The sequence below is a fragment of the Pseudalkalibacillus decolorationis genome (assembly GCF_024609785.1).
GTDB lineage: Bacteria > Bacillota > Bacilli > Bacillales > Fictibacillaceae > Pseudalkalibacillus > Pseudalkalibacillus decolorationis.
Genome location: NZ_JANHJQ010000002.1, coordinates 184,210 through 200,569 on the forward strand (window position 1 = coordinate 184,210; position 16,360 = coordinate 200,569).

General features: G+C 39.7%; 14 protein-coding genes. 7 read left to right on the forward strand and 7 right to left on the reverse strand.

The window, feature by feature from the left end:
- Positions 1-155 precede the first annotated feature (155 nt).
- From NON16_RS02780 to NON16_RS02805, 6 genes are all read right to left on the reverse strand, one after another.
- Positions 156-452 (reverse strand): ferredoxin family protein, encoded by a 297-nt coding sequence (locus tag NON16_RS02780; RefSeq protein WP_257346914.1) that lies wholly within the window; start codon positions 450-452, stop codon positions 156-158.
- Positions 452-1,747, reverse strand: a complete 1,296-nt coding sequence (locus tag NON16_RS02785) for an FAD-dependent oxidoreductase (protein ID WP_257346915.1) — start codon at positions 1,745-1,747, stop codon at positions 452-454. Before NON16_RS02785 ends, NON16_RS02780 begins: the two co-directional genes overlap by 1 nt.
- Complete coding sequence (locus NON16_RS02790; protein WP_257346917.1) at positions 1,731-2,765, reverse strand: electron transfer flavoprotein subunit alpha/FixB family protein; 1,035 nt, start codon at positions 2,763-2,765, stop codon at positions 1,731-1,733. The genes NON16_RS02785 and NON16_RS02790 overlap by 17 nt, the downstream gene beginning before the upstream one ends.
- Positions 2,765-3,592, reverse strand: coding sequence for an electron transfer flavoprotein subunit beta/FixA family protein (locus NON16_RS02795; protein ID WP_257346918.1), 828 nt, complete (start codon positions 3,590-3,592; stop codon positions 2,765-2,767). Before NON16_RS02795 ends, NON16_RS02790 begins: the two co-directional genes overlap by 1 nt.
- A 231-nt stretch (positions 3,593-3,823) precedes the next feature.
- Positions 3,824-4,177 (reverse strand): hypothetical protein, encoded by a 354-nt coding sequence (locus NON16_RS02800; protein WP_257346919.1) that lies wholly within the window; start codon positions 4,175-4,177, stop codon positions 3,824-3,826.
- 117 nt (positions 4,178-4,294) lie between these two features.
- A complete protein-coding gene (locus NON16_RS02805) occupies positions 4,295-4,714 on the reverse strand; it encodes a universal stress protein (protein ID WP_257346920.1) in 420 nt (139 codons plus the stop codon).
- Between the two features lie 323 nt (positions 4,715-5,037).
- Here NON16_RS02805 and NON16_RS02810 point away from each other — a divergent pair, with 323 nt between their 5' ends.
- From NON16_RS02810 to NON16_RS02840, 7 genes are all read left to right on the forward strand, one after another.
- On the forward strand, positions 5,038-6,510 hold the full coding sequence (locus NON16_RS02810) for a SulP family inorganic anion transporter (protein ID WP_257346921.1): 1,473 nt from the start codon (positions 5,038-5,040) through the stop codon (positions 6,508-6,510).
- A gap of 492 nt (positions 6,511-7,002) precedes the next feature.
- Positions 7,003-7,194 carry a helix-turn-helix domain-containing protein gene (locus NON16_RS02815; protein ID WP_257346923.1) on the forward strand — a complete coding sequence of 64 codons (192 nt, stop codon included), beginning with the start codon at positions 7,003-7,005 and terminating at the stop codon, positions 7,192-7,194.
- 131 nt (positions 7,195-7,325) lie between these two features.
- On the forward strand, positions 7,326-8,987 hold the full coding sequence (gene rnjA, locus NON16_RS02820) for a ribonuclease J1 (RefSeq protein ID WP_257346925.1): 1,662 nt from the start codon (positions 7,326-7,328) through the stop codon (positions 8,985-8,987).
- Positions 8,988-9,313: 326 nt separating this feature from the next.
- Positions 9,314-10,882 (forward strand): peptide chain release factor 3, encoded by a 1,569-nt coding sequence (locus NON16_RS02825; RefSeq protein WP_257346927.1) that lies wholly within the window; start codon positions 9,314-9,316, stop codon positions 10,880-10,882.
- Between the two features lie 205 nt (positions 10,883-11,087).
- Positions 11,088-11,402, forward strand: a complete 315-nt coding sequence (locus NON16_RS02830) for a DUF4212 domain-containing protein (protein WP_257346929.1) — start codon at positions 11,088-11,090, stop codon at positions 11,400-11,402.
- Positions 11,399-13,084, forward strand: a complete 1,686-nt coding sequence (locus NON16_RS02835) for a sodium:solute symporter family protein (RefSeq protein ID WP_257346930.1) — start codon at positions 11,399-11,401, stop codon at positions 13,082-13,084. Before NON16_RS02830 ends, NON16_RS02835 begins: the two co-directional genes overlap by 4 nt.
- A gap of 96 nt (positions 13,085-13,180) precedes the next feature.
- Entirely contained in the window at positions 13,181-13,603 is a 423-nt protein-coding gene (locus NON16_RS02840; protein ID WP_257346931.1) for a hypothetical protein, read from the forward strand.
- A gap of 99 nt (positions 13,604-13,702) precedes the next feature.
- Here NON16_RS02840 and helD read toward each other — a convergent pair whose 3' ends face one another.
- Positions 13,703-16,042 (reverse strand): RNA polymerase recycling motor HelD, encoded by a 2,340-nt coding sequence (gene helD, locus NON16_RS02845; protein ID WP_257346933.1) that lies wholly within the window; start codon positions 16,040-16,042, stop codon positions 13,703-13,705.
- Positions 16,043-16,360 lie beyond the last annotated feature (318 nt).

The following is a 16,360-nucleotide window of genomic DNA, read 5'->3' on the forward strand; positions in this document are numbered from 1 at the left end:
TATCAGCTAGGATATGGATATTTCAGCTGTTCGAGACGATTAGTTATAGCCCCCTTTTTCATTGATTAAAAAAAGGAAGCAGTAACCCGTAACGAGGTAACCACTTCCATTATGATTTCACTTCATCATTTCATCATCTTCCTATAGATATACCCTTATCCTAGTCTAAAGATAATCCCGTGCCCGCCTTTTGGATAAACCCAGTCTATGTTTTCGTGTGGGCAGCCGATTCTGCAGCTTCCGCATTCATGACAGCCTTCGTACCCGATATGCATCCGGATATCTTCCCATTTATAAATCTCCGCTGGACAGAAAATTGTACAAATCTTATCTGGACAACTCGTTAGGCAAATATCCGTGTCTTTAACATGGAGATGGGATTTCGTGTCAGCATTAAAACGGACTGTATACTGTTTCTCTTCAATGGATTGCCCCTTTTTCTCCTCACCCATTATTTCATCACCCTCCAAGCTCGATATGCATCTCGAGCAATTTTGATTTTCTCTCTAGCTGTACCGACCTCTTTCCATATCTTTTTTTGCTTCTCCCATTTTGATGATCCATCAACGGTAAACATTTGACTTGCTGCACGGTTCATCATCGGAATATATTGATCAAAATATTGAGGAAATTTATCGAAGTGATGAGTTGAATCTTTGTATTTTTTCATATCTTGACCAACAAAACTCTCCATTAGTTTAACTCGGTACCGGTCTAATAAAGCCTCAGAGAAATCTTCCGCTTCCATTGCTAAAAGAATCGTTTCAGCAGCAATTCTTCCTGAGGTCATCGCTAAGTTTGATCCTTCTCGGTGTATGGCATTGACAAGTTGGGCGGCATCGCCAACAACAATGACCCCGTTCCCGACAACCCTCCCCATTGATTTGTAGCCACCTTCTGGAATAAGATGGGCTAAATATTCTTGCTGATCGCTTCCGTGAAGATAGGGACGAATCATTGGATGGTTTTTTACATATTCCAATAATTCATATGGTTTTATCTTATGTTTAATCAGCCCGGAAAGTAACGTTCCGACACCGATGCTTAACGTGTCTTTGTTCGTGTATAAAAAGCCTGTGCCCAAAATTCCTTTTGTAGCGTCTCCAAACAGTTCAATTGTGCATCCTTGATTGGGTTCTAGGTTGAACCGTTCTTCAATTGTTTTTTTATCAAGCTTCAATACTTCCATTGTGGCGAGCGCGACTTCATCTGGTCGATATTCTTTATGAAAACCTAGTGATTTTGCTAGTAGTGAATTGACACCATCAGCCAATACAACAACATCTGCATAGATGTCTCCATCTGGCCGGTCCGTTCTTACACCAACTACTCTGCCCTCTTCGACAATACACTGAGTAACAACGGTTTCATTTACGAGTATAGCTCCCTGTTCAACCGCTTTCGAAGCAAACCATTGATCAAACTTCGCACGTAAAACGGTGAAATTGTTATATGGCTCTTGGCCCCATTCCATACCCTTGTATCCGAAAGTAACCGCAGATTCCTTATCCATCATCATGAATCGTTGTTCAACTATTGGACGTTCCAAAGGAGCTTCTTTATAGAACCCTGGGATGACGTCCTCCATCATTTTCCGGTATAAAACACCACCCATGACGTTTTTCGATCCTGGATACTCACCTCGTTCTAAAAGTAAAACACTCGCACCACCTTTCGCTAATTCAAAGGCACATGAGATTCCAGCAGGGCCTGCTCCTACGACGATGCAATCAAACCTTTCCGCCATGTTTGACCTCCTCTCCTGCCATGGACTTTTTGAATTGTTCTACTAAAAGGGGTACGATTTCAAAGGCATCTCCGACGATTCCATAGTGACATGCTTCAAATATAGCGGCTTCCGGGTCTTTATTGATTGCAATAATTAGACTAGAGTTCCGCATCCCGACAAGGTGTTGGATGGCTCCCGAGACACCAATTGCAAAATAGATCTTCGGTGTTACGGTTACACCCGTTTGTCCCACTTGGTGATGGTGCTCAATCCATCCTGCTTCCACAACATCACGACTCGCACCGACAGCACCGCCCAATGTTTCAGCTAAAAGATGAACGAGCTGAAAACCTTCTGCACTTCCTAACCCTTTCCCACCGGCAACAATAATATCAGCCTCGTCAATACGGACTTTTTTAGTTGTGTCTGTAACGATTTCAAGTACTTTTGTACGGATATCACTTTCATTCAAAAGGATTTGTTCCCTAATTAGGGTTCCTGTTCGGCCAATCTCTGGAGGTAGTGCCTTCATTACTTTTGGACGTACTGTGGCCATCTGCGGTCGATATTTTTTACATAAAATTGTAGCCATGATATTACCGCCAAACGCTGGGCGACTAGCAAGTAATAATCCAGTATCCTCTTCGACATCAAGTTCAGTCGTATCAGCAGTTAACCCCGTAGGGAGGTCTGTTGCAACAGCACTAGCGAGGTCTTTGCCTGTTGAAGTAGCACCGTATAGAATGATTTCAGGTTTATATTTTTCACAGCAATGGAGGAGTGCTTTCATATAAGATTCAGTACGGTAGTCATTGAAAATGGGTTGGTCGTAAACATAGATCGTATCAGCACCATATTCAAAGACAGTTGCTGCATGATGTGAAATGTTATTTCCTATTAATATCCCTGACAGTTTGCAGTCACGCTTATCAGCAAGACGACGTCCTGCACCAAGTAATTCAAGTGAAACGGGCGCAATTTCACCATTTTTCTCTTCAATAAACACCCACACTCCACTGTACTCCTCTAGGTTCATTACGCTCGCCCCCTTCCTTCAAATAACTCTTTCCTTTCTAAAAGAACGGAAATTAACTGCTCTACCTTTTCTGCAGGATTACCTTCCAGGACTTTTCCACCTTCTGGTTTAGGTGGAGCCCATACTTTTGCAACAATGGTCGGTGATCCTTTTAAGCCTAGTTGCTTAATATCGACATCTTCTAAATCATCTACAGACCATATATGAGGATCATAACGTGTTGCCTTCAGCATGTTTGGAAACGAAGCGTATGGCACTTCATTGATTTCCTTTTCCACAGAAAGCAAACACGGCAAAGATGATTGTATGACTTCATGTCCGTCCTCAATCTTTCTATGAACGATCACGTACCCATCCTGCTTATTTACTTCCTCCACTTTCTTGACAGAGGTCAGCGGTGGAATATCAAGACGTCTGGCTATACCCGGCCCAACTTGTCCGGTATCACCATCAATGGTCATCTTTCCACAGATGACGAGGTCGACCGGTTTAATTTGTGAGATTTTCTCTAAAGCCTTTGTGAGAGCATAGCTTGTTGCGAGCGTATCTGCCCCTGCGAACTTTCGGTCAGAGATCATGTACCCCTCATCTGCTCCGATTGCAATACATTTCTTAATCGCTTTAACTGCTGGGGGCGGACCCATTGTTAAGACAGAAACCGTGCCCCCGTATCTTTCTCGAATTCGGACAGCTTCCTCTACTGCATGCTCATCATAAGGATTCAAAATCGCCGGTGCACTGGCACGATCCATGGTGTTTGTTTTTGGATTCATCTTGATGATTTTCGTATCAGGCACTTGCTTGATGCAAGCGACGATATGTAGCATTTCACCCTCTCCTTCATTACGAAAATCGTTAATTTTTTTCAAATGTCGGATTAACTTCATTAATATTACTATATTAGGTGAGGTGGCAATACATGCGGATTTTAGGAGATTGAAAGAAACACTTTGGGAGAAAAAGTTTTATAAAAAAGGTTTTTTTTCAAATATGTATTGAGCCTTCCCGTTTCAACATTTGATTATCGGAAGGCATCAACGCTCTATAGTGAACCGATCTTAAAATCCATCAAATTGAGGGAAAAATGGTATTACCAATCTATTTTCTACAGCTCTAAGTCTCTGATTCAATCTGTTTAAACGATTCGTATGGCGATTCACTTGATTAGAAAGTCGATTCACTTCCCGATTCAATTGGTTGAATTGACTTTCCAACTGATTCACCCTTCGTTCTAACTGCCGAACCTGAGGTGGTTGACGGTCCGGATCAAATTCCTGTTGAACAAAAGATTCTTGAGTTTGATGAAATTGCGGATTAAAACTGTGCTGCTCCTCATAAGGGTTGTAGTAGTTTTGTTCAGTATAATCATCTTGTACCTGGTGATAACCATTATAGAAATTATTTGGGTACATCCCTTCATTCCTCCCTATTGTTAACCTGCAGATGATCTAGTTTACGTATTTTAAACTGATTACGACACGGCACCTACACAGACCCAATGTTAAAACCAAGCTAATCGGAGAATTTTATCACTTTACAATCATTACTGGACTATTTGCACGTTTAGCAACTTTATGACTTACACTTCCAAGGACCATTTCTTGAAAGGAATTAAGCCCCCTGCTTCCAATAACAACAAGATCATATTGATTTTCATTTGCGTACTTGACGATAGTTGGACCTGGTTCACCTCTTAGGATGTGGACTTCATATTCGACATTATTTTCTGTTAATATCTCTTCTGCATTTTGCAGTTTTCTTTTACGATTTTCCTCTAATTTCTCCTTACTCCCTGCTGATAAAACATCCGATTTGGAGGTGGACACGTCAATAACATAAATCATTGTCACTTTTGAATCCGAATTGGACAACGCTATTGTAGCCGCTTTTTCTGCTGCTCTACTTGCGTGTTCTGAACCATCTGTTGCCAACAATATTTTCGAGAACATAGGTACCCTCCTATTAGTTTGACGATAAAGATTTGGCAAACCAAGCTTTAAATATAAGCGATTTAAGCTCAGCCCTCTCTATTTACTAATTTATCAGAATCATTTAAAAATATAAACTTTTTATTTTGTGGTTTTTAATCAAATGACCATTTTAAAAAGAGAATAAACAAGTTAATTGAAGTATATAGGACAAGAATACGTTTACATGCCATTCTTCAATTTTAGAAAAAGATGATATAATCCCCTTGTTCACAACGGCCCCGACTTTCATGAGAGTTGAAAGTCATCAAAAAAATACAACTAAAGAGAGGTGCTTTATTACTTTGAACGTACAAAACTTAAAACAGGAATGGTTCGGGAACATTCGGGGGGATATTCTTGCTGGAACAGTAGTTGCACTTGCATTAATACCAGAAGCAATTGCTTTTTCCATCATCGCAGGTGTAGATCCAATGGTTGGACTTTATGCATCATTTTGTATTGCAGTTGTTATTGCATTTATGGGAGGACGCCCAGGAATGGTTTCTGCAGCAACAGGTGCAATGGCCTTACTAATGGTAACTCTAGTTGCGGATCATGGACTTAAATACTTGCTTGCAACCACGATTCTGACTGGTGTAATCCAAATTCTAATGGGTGTTTTTAAACTTGGTAAACTGATGAAGTTTATTCCTAGATCGGTGATGGTTGGCTTTGTTAATGCGCTCGCTATTCTCATTTTCATGGCTCAGCTCCCACACTTCATAGGAGAAACGTGGATCATGTATACGATGGTCGCAGGTGCACTGGCTATCATTTATCTTTTACCGAGATTTACGAAAGCAGTCCCTTCCCCACTTATCGCAATTATCGTGATCACCATTATTGCTGTTACTACTGGTGCTTCAGTTCGAACAGTAGGCGATATGGGAGAATTAACCCAAGCTTTACCGATGTTCTTAATTCCAGAAATTCCACTCAATTTTGAGACACTTCAAATTATTTTTCCGTATGCTTTCGCTTTGTCAATTGTCGGTTTACTAGAATCCTTTTTGACGGCTCAAATCGTCGATGATATGACCGATACAGAAAGTGATAAAAATAAAGAAGCGAAAGGTCAAGGAACAGCGAATATCATCGCAGGCTTTTTCGGTGGAATGGCTGGTTGTGCGATGATTGGACAATCTGTCATTAATGTAAAATCCGGTGGACGTGGTCGACTTTCAACGTTAGTAGCCGGAGTTGTACTAATGCTACTCATTTTAGTCTTTAATGATTTACTAGCACAAATACCAATGTCTGCCCTTGTCGGGGTTATGTTCATGGTAGCGATTGGTACATTTGATTGGTCTTCATTAACAAGGCTACATGTAATGCCGAGGACGGATGCTGCAGTTATGATTGTTACGGTTGTTACCGTAGTCCTTACACACGATTTATCCAAAGGTGTTATTGCCGGTGTTGTCTTAAGCGCAATCTTTTTTGCAGCTAAGATTTCAAAGGTTCACATCGAAAGTACACTAGATGAGGTAAACAGGACGAAAACGTATAATGTCCGAGGTCAATTGTTCTTCGCTTCTGTTACTGAGTTTGTGTCGAGATTTGATTTTAAAGAATCCGTAGATACAGTTATTATTGACTTCACACATGCGCATTGTTGGGATGACTCAGCAGTCGGAGCGGTCGATAAAGTCGTATTGAAATATAAACAGAATAATAAAAACATCAAAGTGATCGGATTAAACCCCGAAAGTCATACACTTATCAAAAAGCTAGCGGTATATGATAAACCCAATGCAAAAACCGCGAACCATTAAGAAAAGCGGAAGCGCCCTGTTTAGGTGTGATAAAGAAAACTTGGTAAACGCCAAGCTTTGAGAAGGCGGTTGCCCTAGTTTCACTTATGCTTGTAAGTGCAAGCGCTGGAGATTCTGAAACATAACACGCTTTTTGTGTTTGTGAAAGAATCGAAGCGACCTCGAACACCTGGGCGCTGGAGCTAGACATTAAAAGGACCGACCATGTCGGTTCTTTTTTTTGAGTAAAGAAAGTATAAAAGTTTGCAGCATGGATGTAATGTCCAGCTTCAGCGCCCAACCACTTGGATCACTTCAGGTCTCCTGCGGCGGCAACAGCCTCCTCGTCGGTCTTCCAGTGACCTTCGTGGCTAAGCAGGGCGCTTCCGCTTTTCTTATACGTGTATTTCGGGACAAATCATTTATAATCATTTATAATTTGGTAGCCTCTTCTATTTTTATTTATATTTTGTTAAGATTAACCTTAGACCTTTGTGGAGGAGCGAGCACTGAATGGAAGACAAATATCCAGAAATTATGACGGTTTCTCAGGTTGCTGAGTACTTACAAATTAGTGAGGTTACTACTTACAAACTGGTCCAAGAAAATAAAATCCCGGGTTTTAAGATCGGACGACACTGGCGAGTAAAAAAAGAAGACCTCACAATCTATATTGAAAAGTTAAAGAATGGTGAAAAAATATAATTAAAGCGATGACTCTCATTGTTGGTAAATAATGGTAAATTAATTTATATTAATTATTAAATCTGTGCCGAAAATAAATGCTATGAAAAGAAAAATTGGTCATTAATACTAATGAATCATGGAGGTATCCAATGAAAACGAATTCCCCTATTAAATTGTTTGCTCTTGGTGGACTAGGTGAAATAGGAAAAAACATGTACGGGCTCCAATATGATAATGAAATGATTCTGATAGATTGCGGAATCAAATTTCCGGATGGAGAATTACGTGGGATTGATTATGTCATTCCTGATTTTACATATTTGGAAAAGAACAAACATCTTATAAAAGGTGTCTTTATTACACATGGACACGAAGATCATATTGGCTCCATTCCTTTTCTATTAAAACGTTTGAATGTACCGATTTATGGCGGGAAGCTTTCAATTGGATTCATAAAAGCCAAGCTTGAAGAACATAAATTACTTCGAACGGCCAAGCTAACAACTGTTGATGAACATTCTAGGATCAAGTTTGATCATTTTTCTATTAAATTTATTAGGACGAGTCACAGTATCCCGGATTCATTTGCAATCTGTGTAAACACACCTCATGGAAACATCGTTCATACTGGTGATTTTAAGTTCGACCTTACACCTGAAGGCGGTTCTTATGATATCGGAAAAATTGCTGAAATTGGTAGTGAGGGTGTCTTTTGTTTAATGTCAGATAGTACAAACAGTGAGATTCCCGGGTATTCTCTATCAGAAGCTGCTGTAAAAGAAACGTTGTTTGATATTGTAGATCAAATTGATGGTCGAATCATTTTTGCAACGTTCGCTTCAAATATTTATCGATTACAGCAAGCTATTGAAGCTTCTATTGCTTTTAACCGTAAAGTTGCTGTTTTTGGCAGAAGTATGGAGCGGTCGATTCGGATAGGTCGGGAGCTTGGTTATATTCGAGCATCCGATGACACCTTCATCACAGGAAATGAATTAAACAAATATCCTTCAAAGCAAATTACAATTTTATGTACAGGCAGTCAGGGTGAGCCAATGGCAGCATTAGGTCGCATTGCCAATGGACTTCACCGACAAATTCAAATTATACCTGGAGATACAGTCATCTTCTCTTCTTCTCCGATCCCTGGAAATGCAACTAAGGTCTTTAAATTGATTGATCAATTAGAACGGATCGGAGGGAATGTCATACATAATAAAATGAGTGATATTCATACTTCAGGGCACGGAACTCAAGAAGAACAAAAGCTGATGATACGTCTATTAAAACCGAAAAATTTTGTACCGATCCACGGGGAGTATCGTATGCTCGTGAATCATGTTAAATCGGCGATCAGTTGTGGTGTTAATCCTGAAAATTCTTTTGTCTTGGATAACGGAGATATTCTTGAATTGAATGGTAATGGTGGTGAAGTTACTGGATCATTCCCGGGTAATCCAGTTTACGTTGATGGTGTTGGAGTAGGTGATATTGGTAACATTGTATTAAGGGACCGTCGTCTCTTATCATCGTGTGGTATGGTTGTTGTAACCATTACGATCGACTCCAAAAATGCAAGGTTATTATCTGGTCCAGCCCTAGTTTCCAGAGGGTTTGTCTTTATGAGAGAATCAGCAGAGTTATTAAACGAAGCTGAACGCTTAGTTAAGAACGAAGTCCAGTCCTTACTATCAGATGGAGTAATCCAGTGGTCAGATTTGAAAAAGAAAATCTCGGATTTACTCACCTCTTACTTCTTTGAAAACACAAAACGAAATCCGATGATCCTTCCCGTCATCATGGAAGTATAACAAAAATAAAAGCTTATTAGTGCGTGTTCAAAAAGGAGGATAAAAAGAGCCGAGAAGTTCGAGGCGCGAAAAGTCTTGAGGACCGGAACGACGAGCGGTACTTGCATAAATACTACGAGTTGTACCGAGGAAGCTTACTTCCAAGAATACACTTGTAGACGCAGGTACATATGGAACTTCGACTAACTACTTCACGTCCTGTGAAAACGTCGAAGTCAGCACATCCGTGTGCAAGTCCGAAGAGACCGAGGAACGCAGAAATTCGACAGCTATTTTTACCGGACTTTTTGAACAACCTCTATTATTAAGTAGAAAGGCAATTCATAATGAAAATAACAGATTTGGAACAAGAAATAAACAAACGAAAAACGTTCGCGATTATCTCCCATCCGGATGCTGGTAAAACGACACTAACTGAAAAAATCTTATTCTTAAGTGGTGCAATCCGTTCTGCCGGAACTGTGAAATCCCGTAAGTCGGAAAAATTTGCAACGTCTGACTGGATGGAAATGGAGAAACAACGTGGAATCTCAATTACATCAAGTGTGATGCAATTTACCTACAACAACTTTAATATCAATATATTAGATACACCTGGACACCAAGACTTTAGTGAAGATACGTACAGAACGTTAATGGCAGTAGATAGTGTTGTTATGATCATTGATGCAGCTAAGGGTGTAGAGGCGCAAACGAAAAAGCTATTTAAAGTGTGTAGTGATCGAGGAATCCCGATTTTTACGTTTGTAAATAAAATGGATCGACAAGGACGTGATCCATTTGAACTTCTTGAAGATATTGAAGAGGTTCTCGGAATCCAATCCTACCCTATGAATTGGCCGATTGGTATGGGGAAATCATTCCAAGGAGTGTATGATCGAATTTTGAACAAAGTCCATCTTTATAATGAACAAAAGGAACATCACTCTTATAACCTGAACGATGATGGGTTAAAGGGAGATAAAATAAAAGAGTTGATTGAACCTGACGAATTATCAGACCTTCAAGATACAGTTTCCCTCTTAGATGAAGCTGGAGATTCCTTGGATTTAGATGCGATTAAAGAAGGAAAGCAAACCCCTGTATTCTTTGGGAGTGCAATTACGTCTTTTGGAATTCCTGCTTTTATGGAACATTTTCTTGAGCTTGCACCCGAACCCCAAGGTCGGGAAAGTGATCAAGGGCAAATCTCACCTTCTGATCCATCCTTTACTGGTTTTGTTTTTAAGATTCAAGCAAATATGAATCCAGCGCATCGAGACAGAATCGCTTTCATGAGGATCTGTTCAGGCAAATTTTCAAAAGGTATGGAAGCTTGGAACGATCGAACAAATAAATCTTTCAAACTGGCCCAAGGACAACAGTTTTTCGCTGCTTCTAGAGGAAATATCGATGAGGCATATCCTGGTGATATTATCGGTTTGTATGACCCAGGCATGTATCGAATCGGTGATACGCTCTGTGGAACGAAAAACACGATATCATACGGCGAGCTTCCTCAATTCCCACCAGAGCACTTTGCAAAAGTCCGCGCCAAAAACGCAATGAAACAAAAACACTTTTACAAAGGTGTTGCCCAACTATCCGAAGAAGGCGCTGTTCAAGTCTATAAAACAGCGACAATGGAAGAAACGATTATTGGTGTTGTAGGGGTCCTGCAATTCGAGGTCTTTGAGAATCGATTGAAGTCAGAATATGGAGTCGATCTCGAAATCCTCCCCCTCCCCCACACTTGTGCACGTTGGGTATCGAAGGAAAAGCCTTTTAAAGTCGAAAGTTCGAACTACCAAGCCCATGATCAGCAAGGAAACCCAGTAATCATCTTTGAAAATGATTTTTCTTTAAGGTGGTTCCAAAATAAAAATCCAGATGTTCAATTGAACGAAAAGCGATAAAAGCCAATCGAGTCTCTTAGGAGATTCGATTGGCTTTTATTTGAAGTAAAGAAAGTATAAAAATACTACATTTTTAGAACGAAAAATACGATAGCATGTATTTTTGCTGCATAGATTATTAAAGGAAGGTGGTGAAAAAAGCTATGATCTACTGTTAATAGTCCTTCTTCCCTTGTCACTGAAGATTTTATGGGAGGTGTAGAAATTGGCTGATCAACAGCACGATACAACGAGAATGCAGCAAGAATATTGGAAGAAAAATACGCGATTAATACAGATTTTGCTAATGATATGGGCTCTTGTATCATTGGTTGCAGCGATCGTCCTGGCAGTTCCACTTAGTAAGGTTCAGTTCTTTGGTGTTCCACTCTCCTTTTGGTTTGCACAGCAAGGATCCATCATTATCTTTCTAATTTTGATTTTTTATTATGCGAAAAAAATGGATAAGCTTGACGAGGAGTACAATGTTCAAGAAGTGATTTTAACGAAGAAGTCTAAGGATAAGGGGGGCACAACATGAGTGTTGAAGCTCTTACGTTAACACTTGTAGTTCTGACATTCGCAATCTACCTCTATATCGGATGGCGTTCAAAGGTTAAGGATACCAGTAATTTCTTTGTTGCTGGTAACAATATTCCTGCTGTTGCGAATGGGGCTGCCATTGCAGCTGATTGGATGTCTGCAGCTTCCTTTATCTCAATGGCTGGGTTAATATCTTTCCTTGGATACGACGGAACGATCTATTTGATGGGTTGGACAGGTGGTTATGTACTCCTTGCCTTATTACTAGCCCCATATCTTAGAAAGTTTGGCCGTTATACAGTTCCTGACTTTATTGGGGATCGCTACTATTCGAACGGTGCACGAGCAGTAGCTGCAATTGCTACACTCTTTATATCCCTTACATACGTTGCGGGTCAGATGCGCGGTGTTGGGATCGTATTCAGTCGCTATTTACAAGTCGACATTGTTGTTGGTGTACTAATTGGAATGGCGATTGTCGCATTCTTTGCTGTCCTTGGGGGGATGAAGGGTATTACGTGGACGCAAGTTGTCCAATATACCATTTTAATCGTTGCATTCTTAATTCCGGCCATTGCTATTTCGTTGAAGCTAACAGGAAACCCTATCCCTCAGCTTGCCCTTACTTTTGGTGATATTGCAAAAGATTTGAGTGCCTTGCAGATTGAGTTAGGGTTAACGGAATACCTCGCTCCGTTTCAAAACATGTCTGCTTTAAATGTATTTTGTGTAACGCTTGCATTAATGATCGGCACAGCGGGTCTTCCCCACGTCATCATCCGTTTTTATACGGTAAAAAATGTGCGTGCAGCTCGATGGTCAGCTGGATGGGCTCTGCTCTTCATCGCTCTACTTTACACGACAGCTCCAGCAATCGGTGTGTTTGCGAAATACAATTTAATAAACAGTTTTAATAATCAAACGTTAGATGAAGCTCGTGAAGAGGCATGGGTTACGAAATGGGAAGAAACGGGCCTTTTACAGCTTGAAGATAAAGATGGTGATGGTGTTCTGGCGTTTACTTCTAACCCTGCAACAAATGAGGTTGTCATTGACCGCGACATCATTGTCCTCTCCACCCCTGAAGTAGCTGAACTTGCACCAATCGTCATAGCTCTTGTTGCGGCGGGAGGCCTGGCTGCTGCCCTTTCCACAGCATCCGGTCTGTTGCTTGCGATGTCGAGTGCAGTGTCACACGATCTATACTATCGGATTTTCCGACCGGAAGCCGACGAACAGCAACGGTTAAAAGTTGGGCGTTTGATGATCTTCTTGGCAGTTATCGTAGCTGGTTATTTTGGTATTAATCCACCAGGCTTTGTTGGTGAGGTGGTCGCCTTTGCGTTTGGACTTGCAGCTGCCAGTTTGTTCCCGGCAATCTTACTCGGAATTTTTGATAAACGGATGAATCGAGAAGGTGCAATTTGGGGAATGTCGATTGGATTGGCTTTCACTGTTATTATGATTTTGCTCATGCGCTCTCCGCAAATATTCGGTACAGAGGCTGCAATCTTGGAAAGCTTCTTCGGAATCAATGCACAAGGAATTGGGGTAATTGGTGCACTGTTGAACTTTGTTGTTTCATTCATTGTTTCAAGACGTACTGAAGCTCCACCTGACGAAATTCAGCAAATGGTTGAAGAGATCCGTATCCCAAAGGTTAGAGAGAAAACGGGATAACAGCAACCAGTTCTGTACAAAAGAGGTTGGTACCTTTATTGGTCTAAACATGAACCGACCTCTTTGATTTTCCAATAAAGACCCAGGGGGGAGAAAATGACCTTATTTTTTGGAGTCATCACCTTGATTTTATATGTATTTCAGCCTTTTCTTGATTTAAAGGTTATTCGTAAAGCGTTAGGGATTGCACTATTTCTTGAATTATTTTATCTGATCGGATATTATCTAATGAATTGGCCATTTCCAAGCCCTGTCATTATCTTTCAAATTATAATTGTAGCGGCATTAGGTGTTGCGTTAGGTGTTATTTATTCACGAATCTGGCCGCTTCCACAAAACAAAGGGATTGAACGAATTATGCGAACTTTCTTGATCGTCATACCCGCACTTGGGTTAGGAGTTGGGATGCAATTAATTCTACAAGGAAATCATGCAACTCAAGCCGTTTATTTGATGTTTGCATTGTCCGCATGGTTAGGGTCAGGTCATTTTATAAAAGAAACACCAAAAGAGGCGTAGTGTAGGTCGGCACTACGCCTCTTCCAATCGGTTATTATCTTTAATTTCGTAAAAACTGCCAAAACATATAAGAAGAAGGCAAACCTGCTTTTAAAACGTCTATCCCTCGAGATAACTTTGTTTAGATATAGTGTCAAGGAACGGACTTTTATCACCTTCAGAAAAAATGTGGAGTTCATGCATTGCCCGTGTACAGGCAGTATAAAAGATTTTTCGTTCATACTCATGCTTGTATTGTTCCTTTGAAGCGTTATAAATGATTACCGCATCAAATTCGATTCCTTTAGCCAAATAGGCCGGTAGAATTAAAATCCCCTTTTTATATGAGTCGGTTTCATTAACCATAAGTTGAACAGGTATGTCATTATTTATCTGTTCAAAGACCACTTTACTTTCCTGGGCTGTTTTACAGATTACCGCGATTGTTTGGTGTCCATCAGCCTGAAGGTTCTTTATCCGTTGAACTATTTTTGAATGAAGTGTATGTTGATTTTCTACAATGGTTAACGTGGGTTTCTCTCCGTTTCGATTAAATGCTTCGATGGTTTCTCCGCCCTCTATCATTTCTTTAGTGAATTCAACAATTTGACGAGTTGAGCGATAACTCCGTGTTAACGTAATTTTCTCCTGTTTTTCCAAATCAAAAAAGTTGCTGTTCAATAATGTTGGATTGTTAAGGGTATGAGCATATATAGCTTGATTTAGATCTCCGAGTATTGTCATTTTACAATTGGGAAATAGTTGTTGAAGGAAAGCAAATTGAAATAGTGAGTAGTCCTGAGCCTCATCAATAAATAAATGACGGATCATCGTGTTCGGTTTCTTGCCCTCGAGTTGATCTTGTAAATATAGAAATGGTGTCGTATCTTCATATAGTAAACTCTTTCGTTCTAGGTTATCTAGGGTATGTTTACACATTTCGCTCCAGTTGTAAGGTAACCCTTGCAAAATAGAATTGCCCATCTCCCACGGTTGGAATAATTGTCGATAAATTGCTTCCATATTGATAAATTTCAACTGTTTGATCGCTTTTTTGACTGGTTTGAAGTACCTTTTTACAAGTACCTTCGCTAATAATTTTTGCTCACGATCAATATCATCAAACGTATCCTCATTCAATCGATCTCCTTTTTGGAGTTCTCTATGTGCTTTTAAATAATCCTCTTTATCCAAAAGTTCACATTCTTCAATTACCCAATCTTTTGTCCGTTCGATGCGTTCGATCTTAACTATTTCTTTAGTTAACCATTCCGAGACCAACTGGATTCGGTTAGGAATTGATATCGACTCCTCAAGACAATAAAAGTAATCATGAATCTGCTGGGCTGAAATTAATGTATCGCCTTTAAAAGTCATCGAATTAAAAATTAAATTCTTTTTTGCAAGATAGGTGACATAGTGATCAATGACTTGTTTATAATCCAGGCTAGCTTTATATTGAATTGAATCGAGCCTAGTTTCGTAATCAGGATTATCCATTGAAGTAAGCAGATATTCCGTTTGATTAAGCGGATCCTCGATTTCAAACTGATCTTGAATTCGTCCCTCGATGTATTCTTGAAACGTCGTTTGCACCATATTTTCTTCACCTAACTCTGGAAGAACGGTAGCAACATAGCTATTAAACATATGATTAGGGGAGAAAAGCATGATGTTTTCTGAATTCATATTGTTTCGGTATCGATAGAGCAAATAAGCGACACGCTGAAGTGCAGCAGAAGTTTTGCCGCTCCCAGCGACACCTTGAACAAATAGAAACTTGCTTGTTTCATTTCGGATAATCTGATTTTGTTCTTTCTGAATGGTAGCTACAATACTCTTCATTTGTGTGTTGGCATTATTTCCGAGAACCTCTTGTAACAGTTCATCGCCAACTGTTATATCTGTATCAAACATACTCATGATTTGTCCATCTTGAATGATATACTGGCGTTTTAATTCAATATTTCCGGTAATGGATCCTTCAGGCGTCTCATATTTGGCAAAACCTGGTGAGTAATCGTAATATAAACTTGAGATTGGTGCTCGCCAATCATAAATGAGGAAATTCTCTTCCTCTCTGTCCATTAATGAAGTGATTCCAATATAAATGTGCTCAGCGATGCTGTCATGATCCTCTATAAAATCAATTCGGCCAAAATAAGGAGAGTGCTTTAATCTTACAAGATTTGCAAGTTGTTTATGGGATTGACGGTGATTTCTTTCTCGCTCAGAGAGAAACTCGGCTTGTTGTCTAATGCTTGTGACGGTTTCCACCACTTCATCGGGATTATCGATGTTAATCTTGACATCATCCCAAAAGTTTTTACGGATTGTGATAATATCCTCTTTTAATCCGCCTGCATTTTCTGTTAATGAATCCACTTTCTTACCAATCACACTAATTACTAAACCAACTCGCTTTTGTTCTTGATTTCGCTCATTATCCTTTTTTGCCAAAAGCTTTCACTCCCCGAATAAATAGTTGACAAACAATGAATTTTGTTATAAGATATAATTGAGCATATTTATATACTTATAACTATATACACACAATAAGGTTAATGATAGCACATAACGCGTTTTATAACAATCTAATTTAATTATAAAATTAAGGAGAACAGATACAATATCTGCTCTCCTTTTAATATTTATCCTGAGACATTGTCTTTCCAATTCCATTGCACCCAATGCTTTCTAATGTGTCGTTCAATAGGATTGAAAATGTCATAAAACAGTTACATTAGAAAAGTCTAATAATGGCTCGCACTGATATAA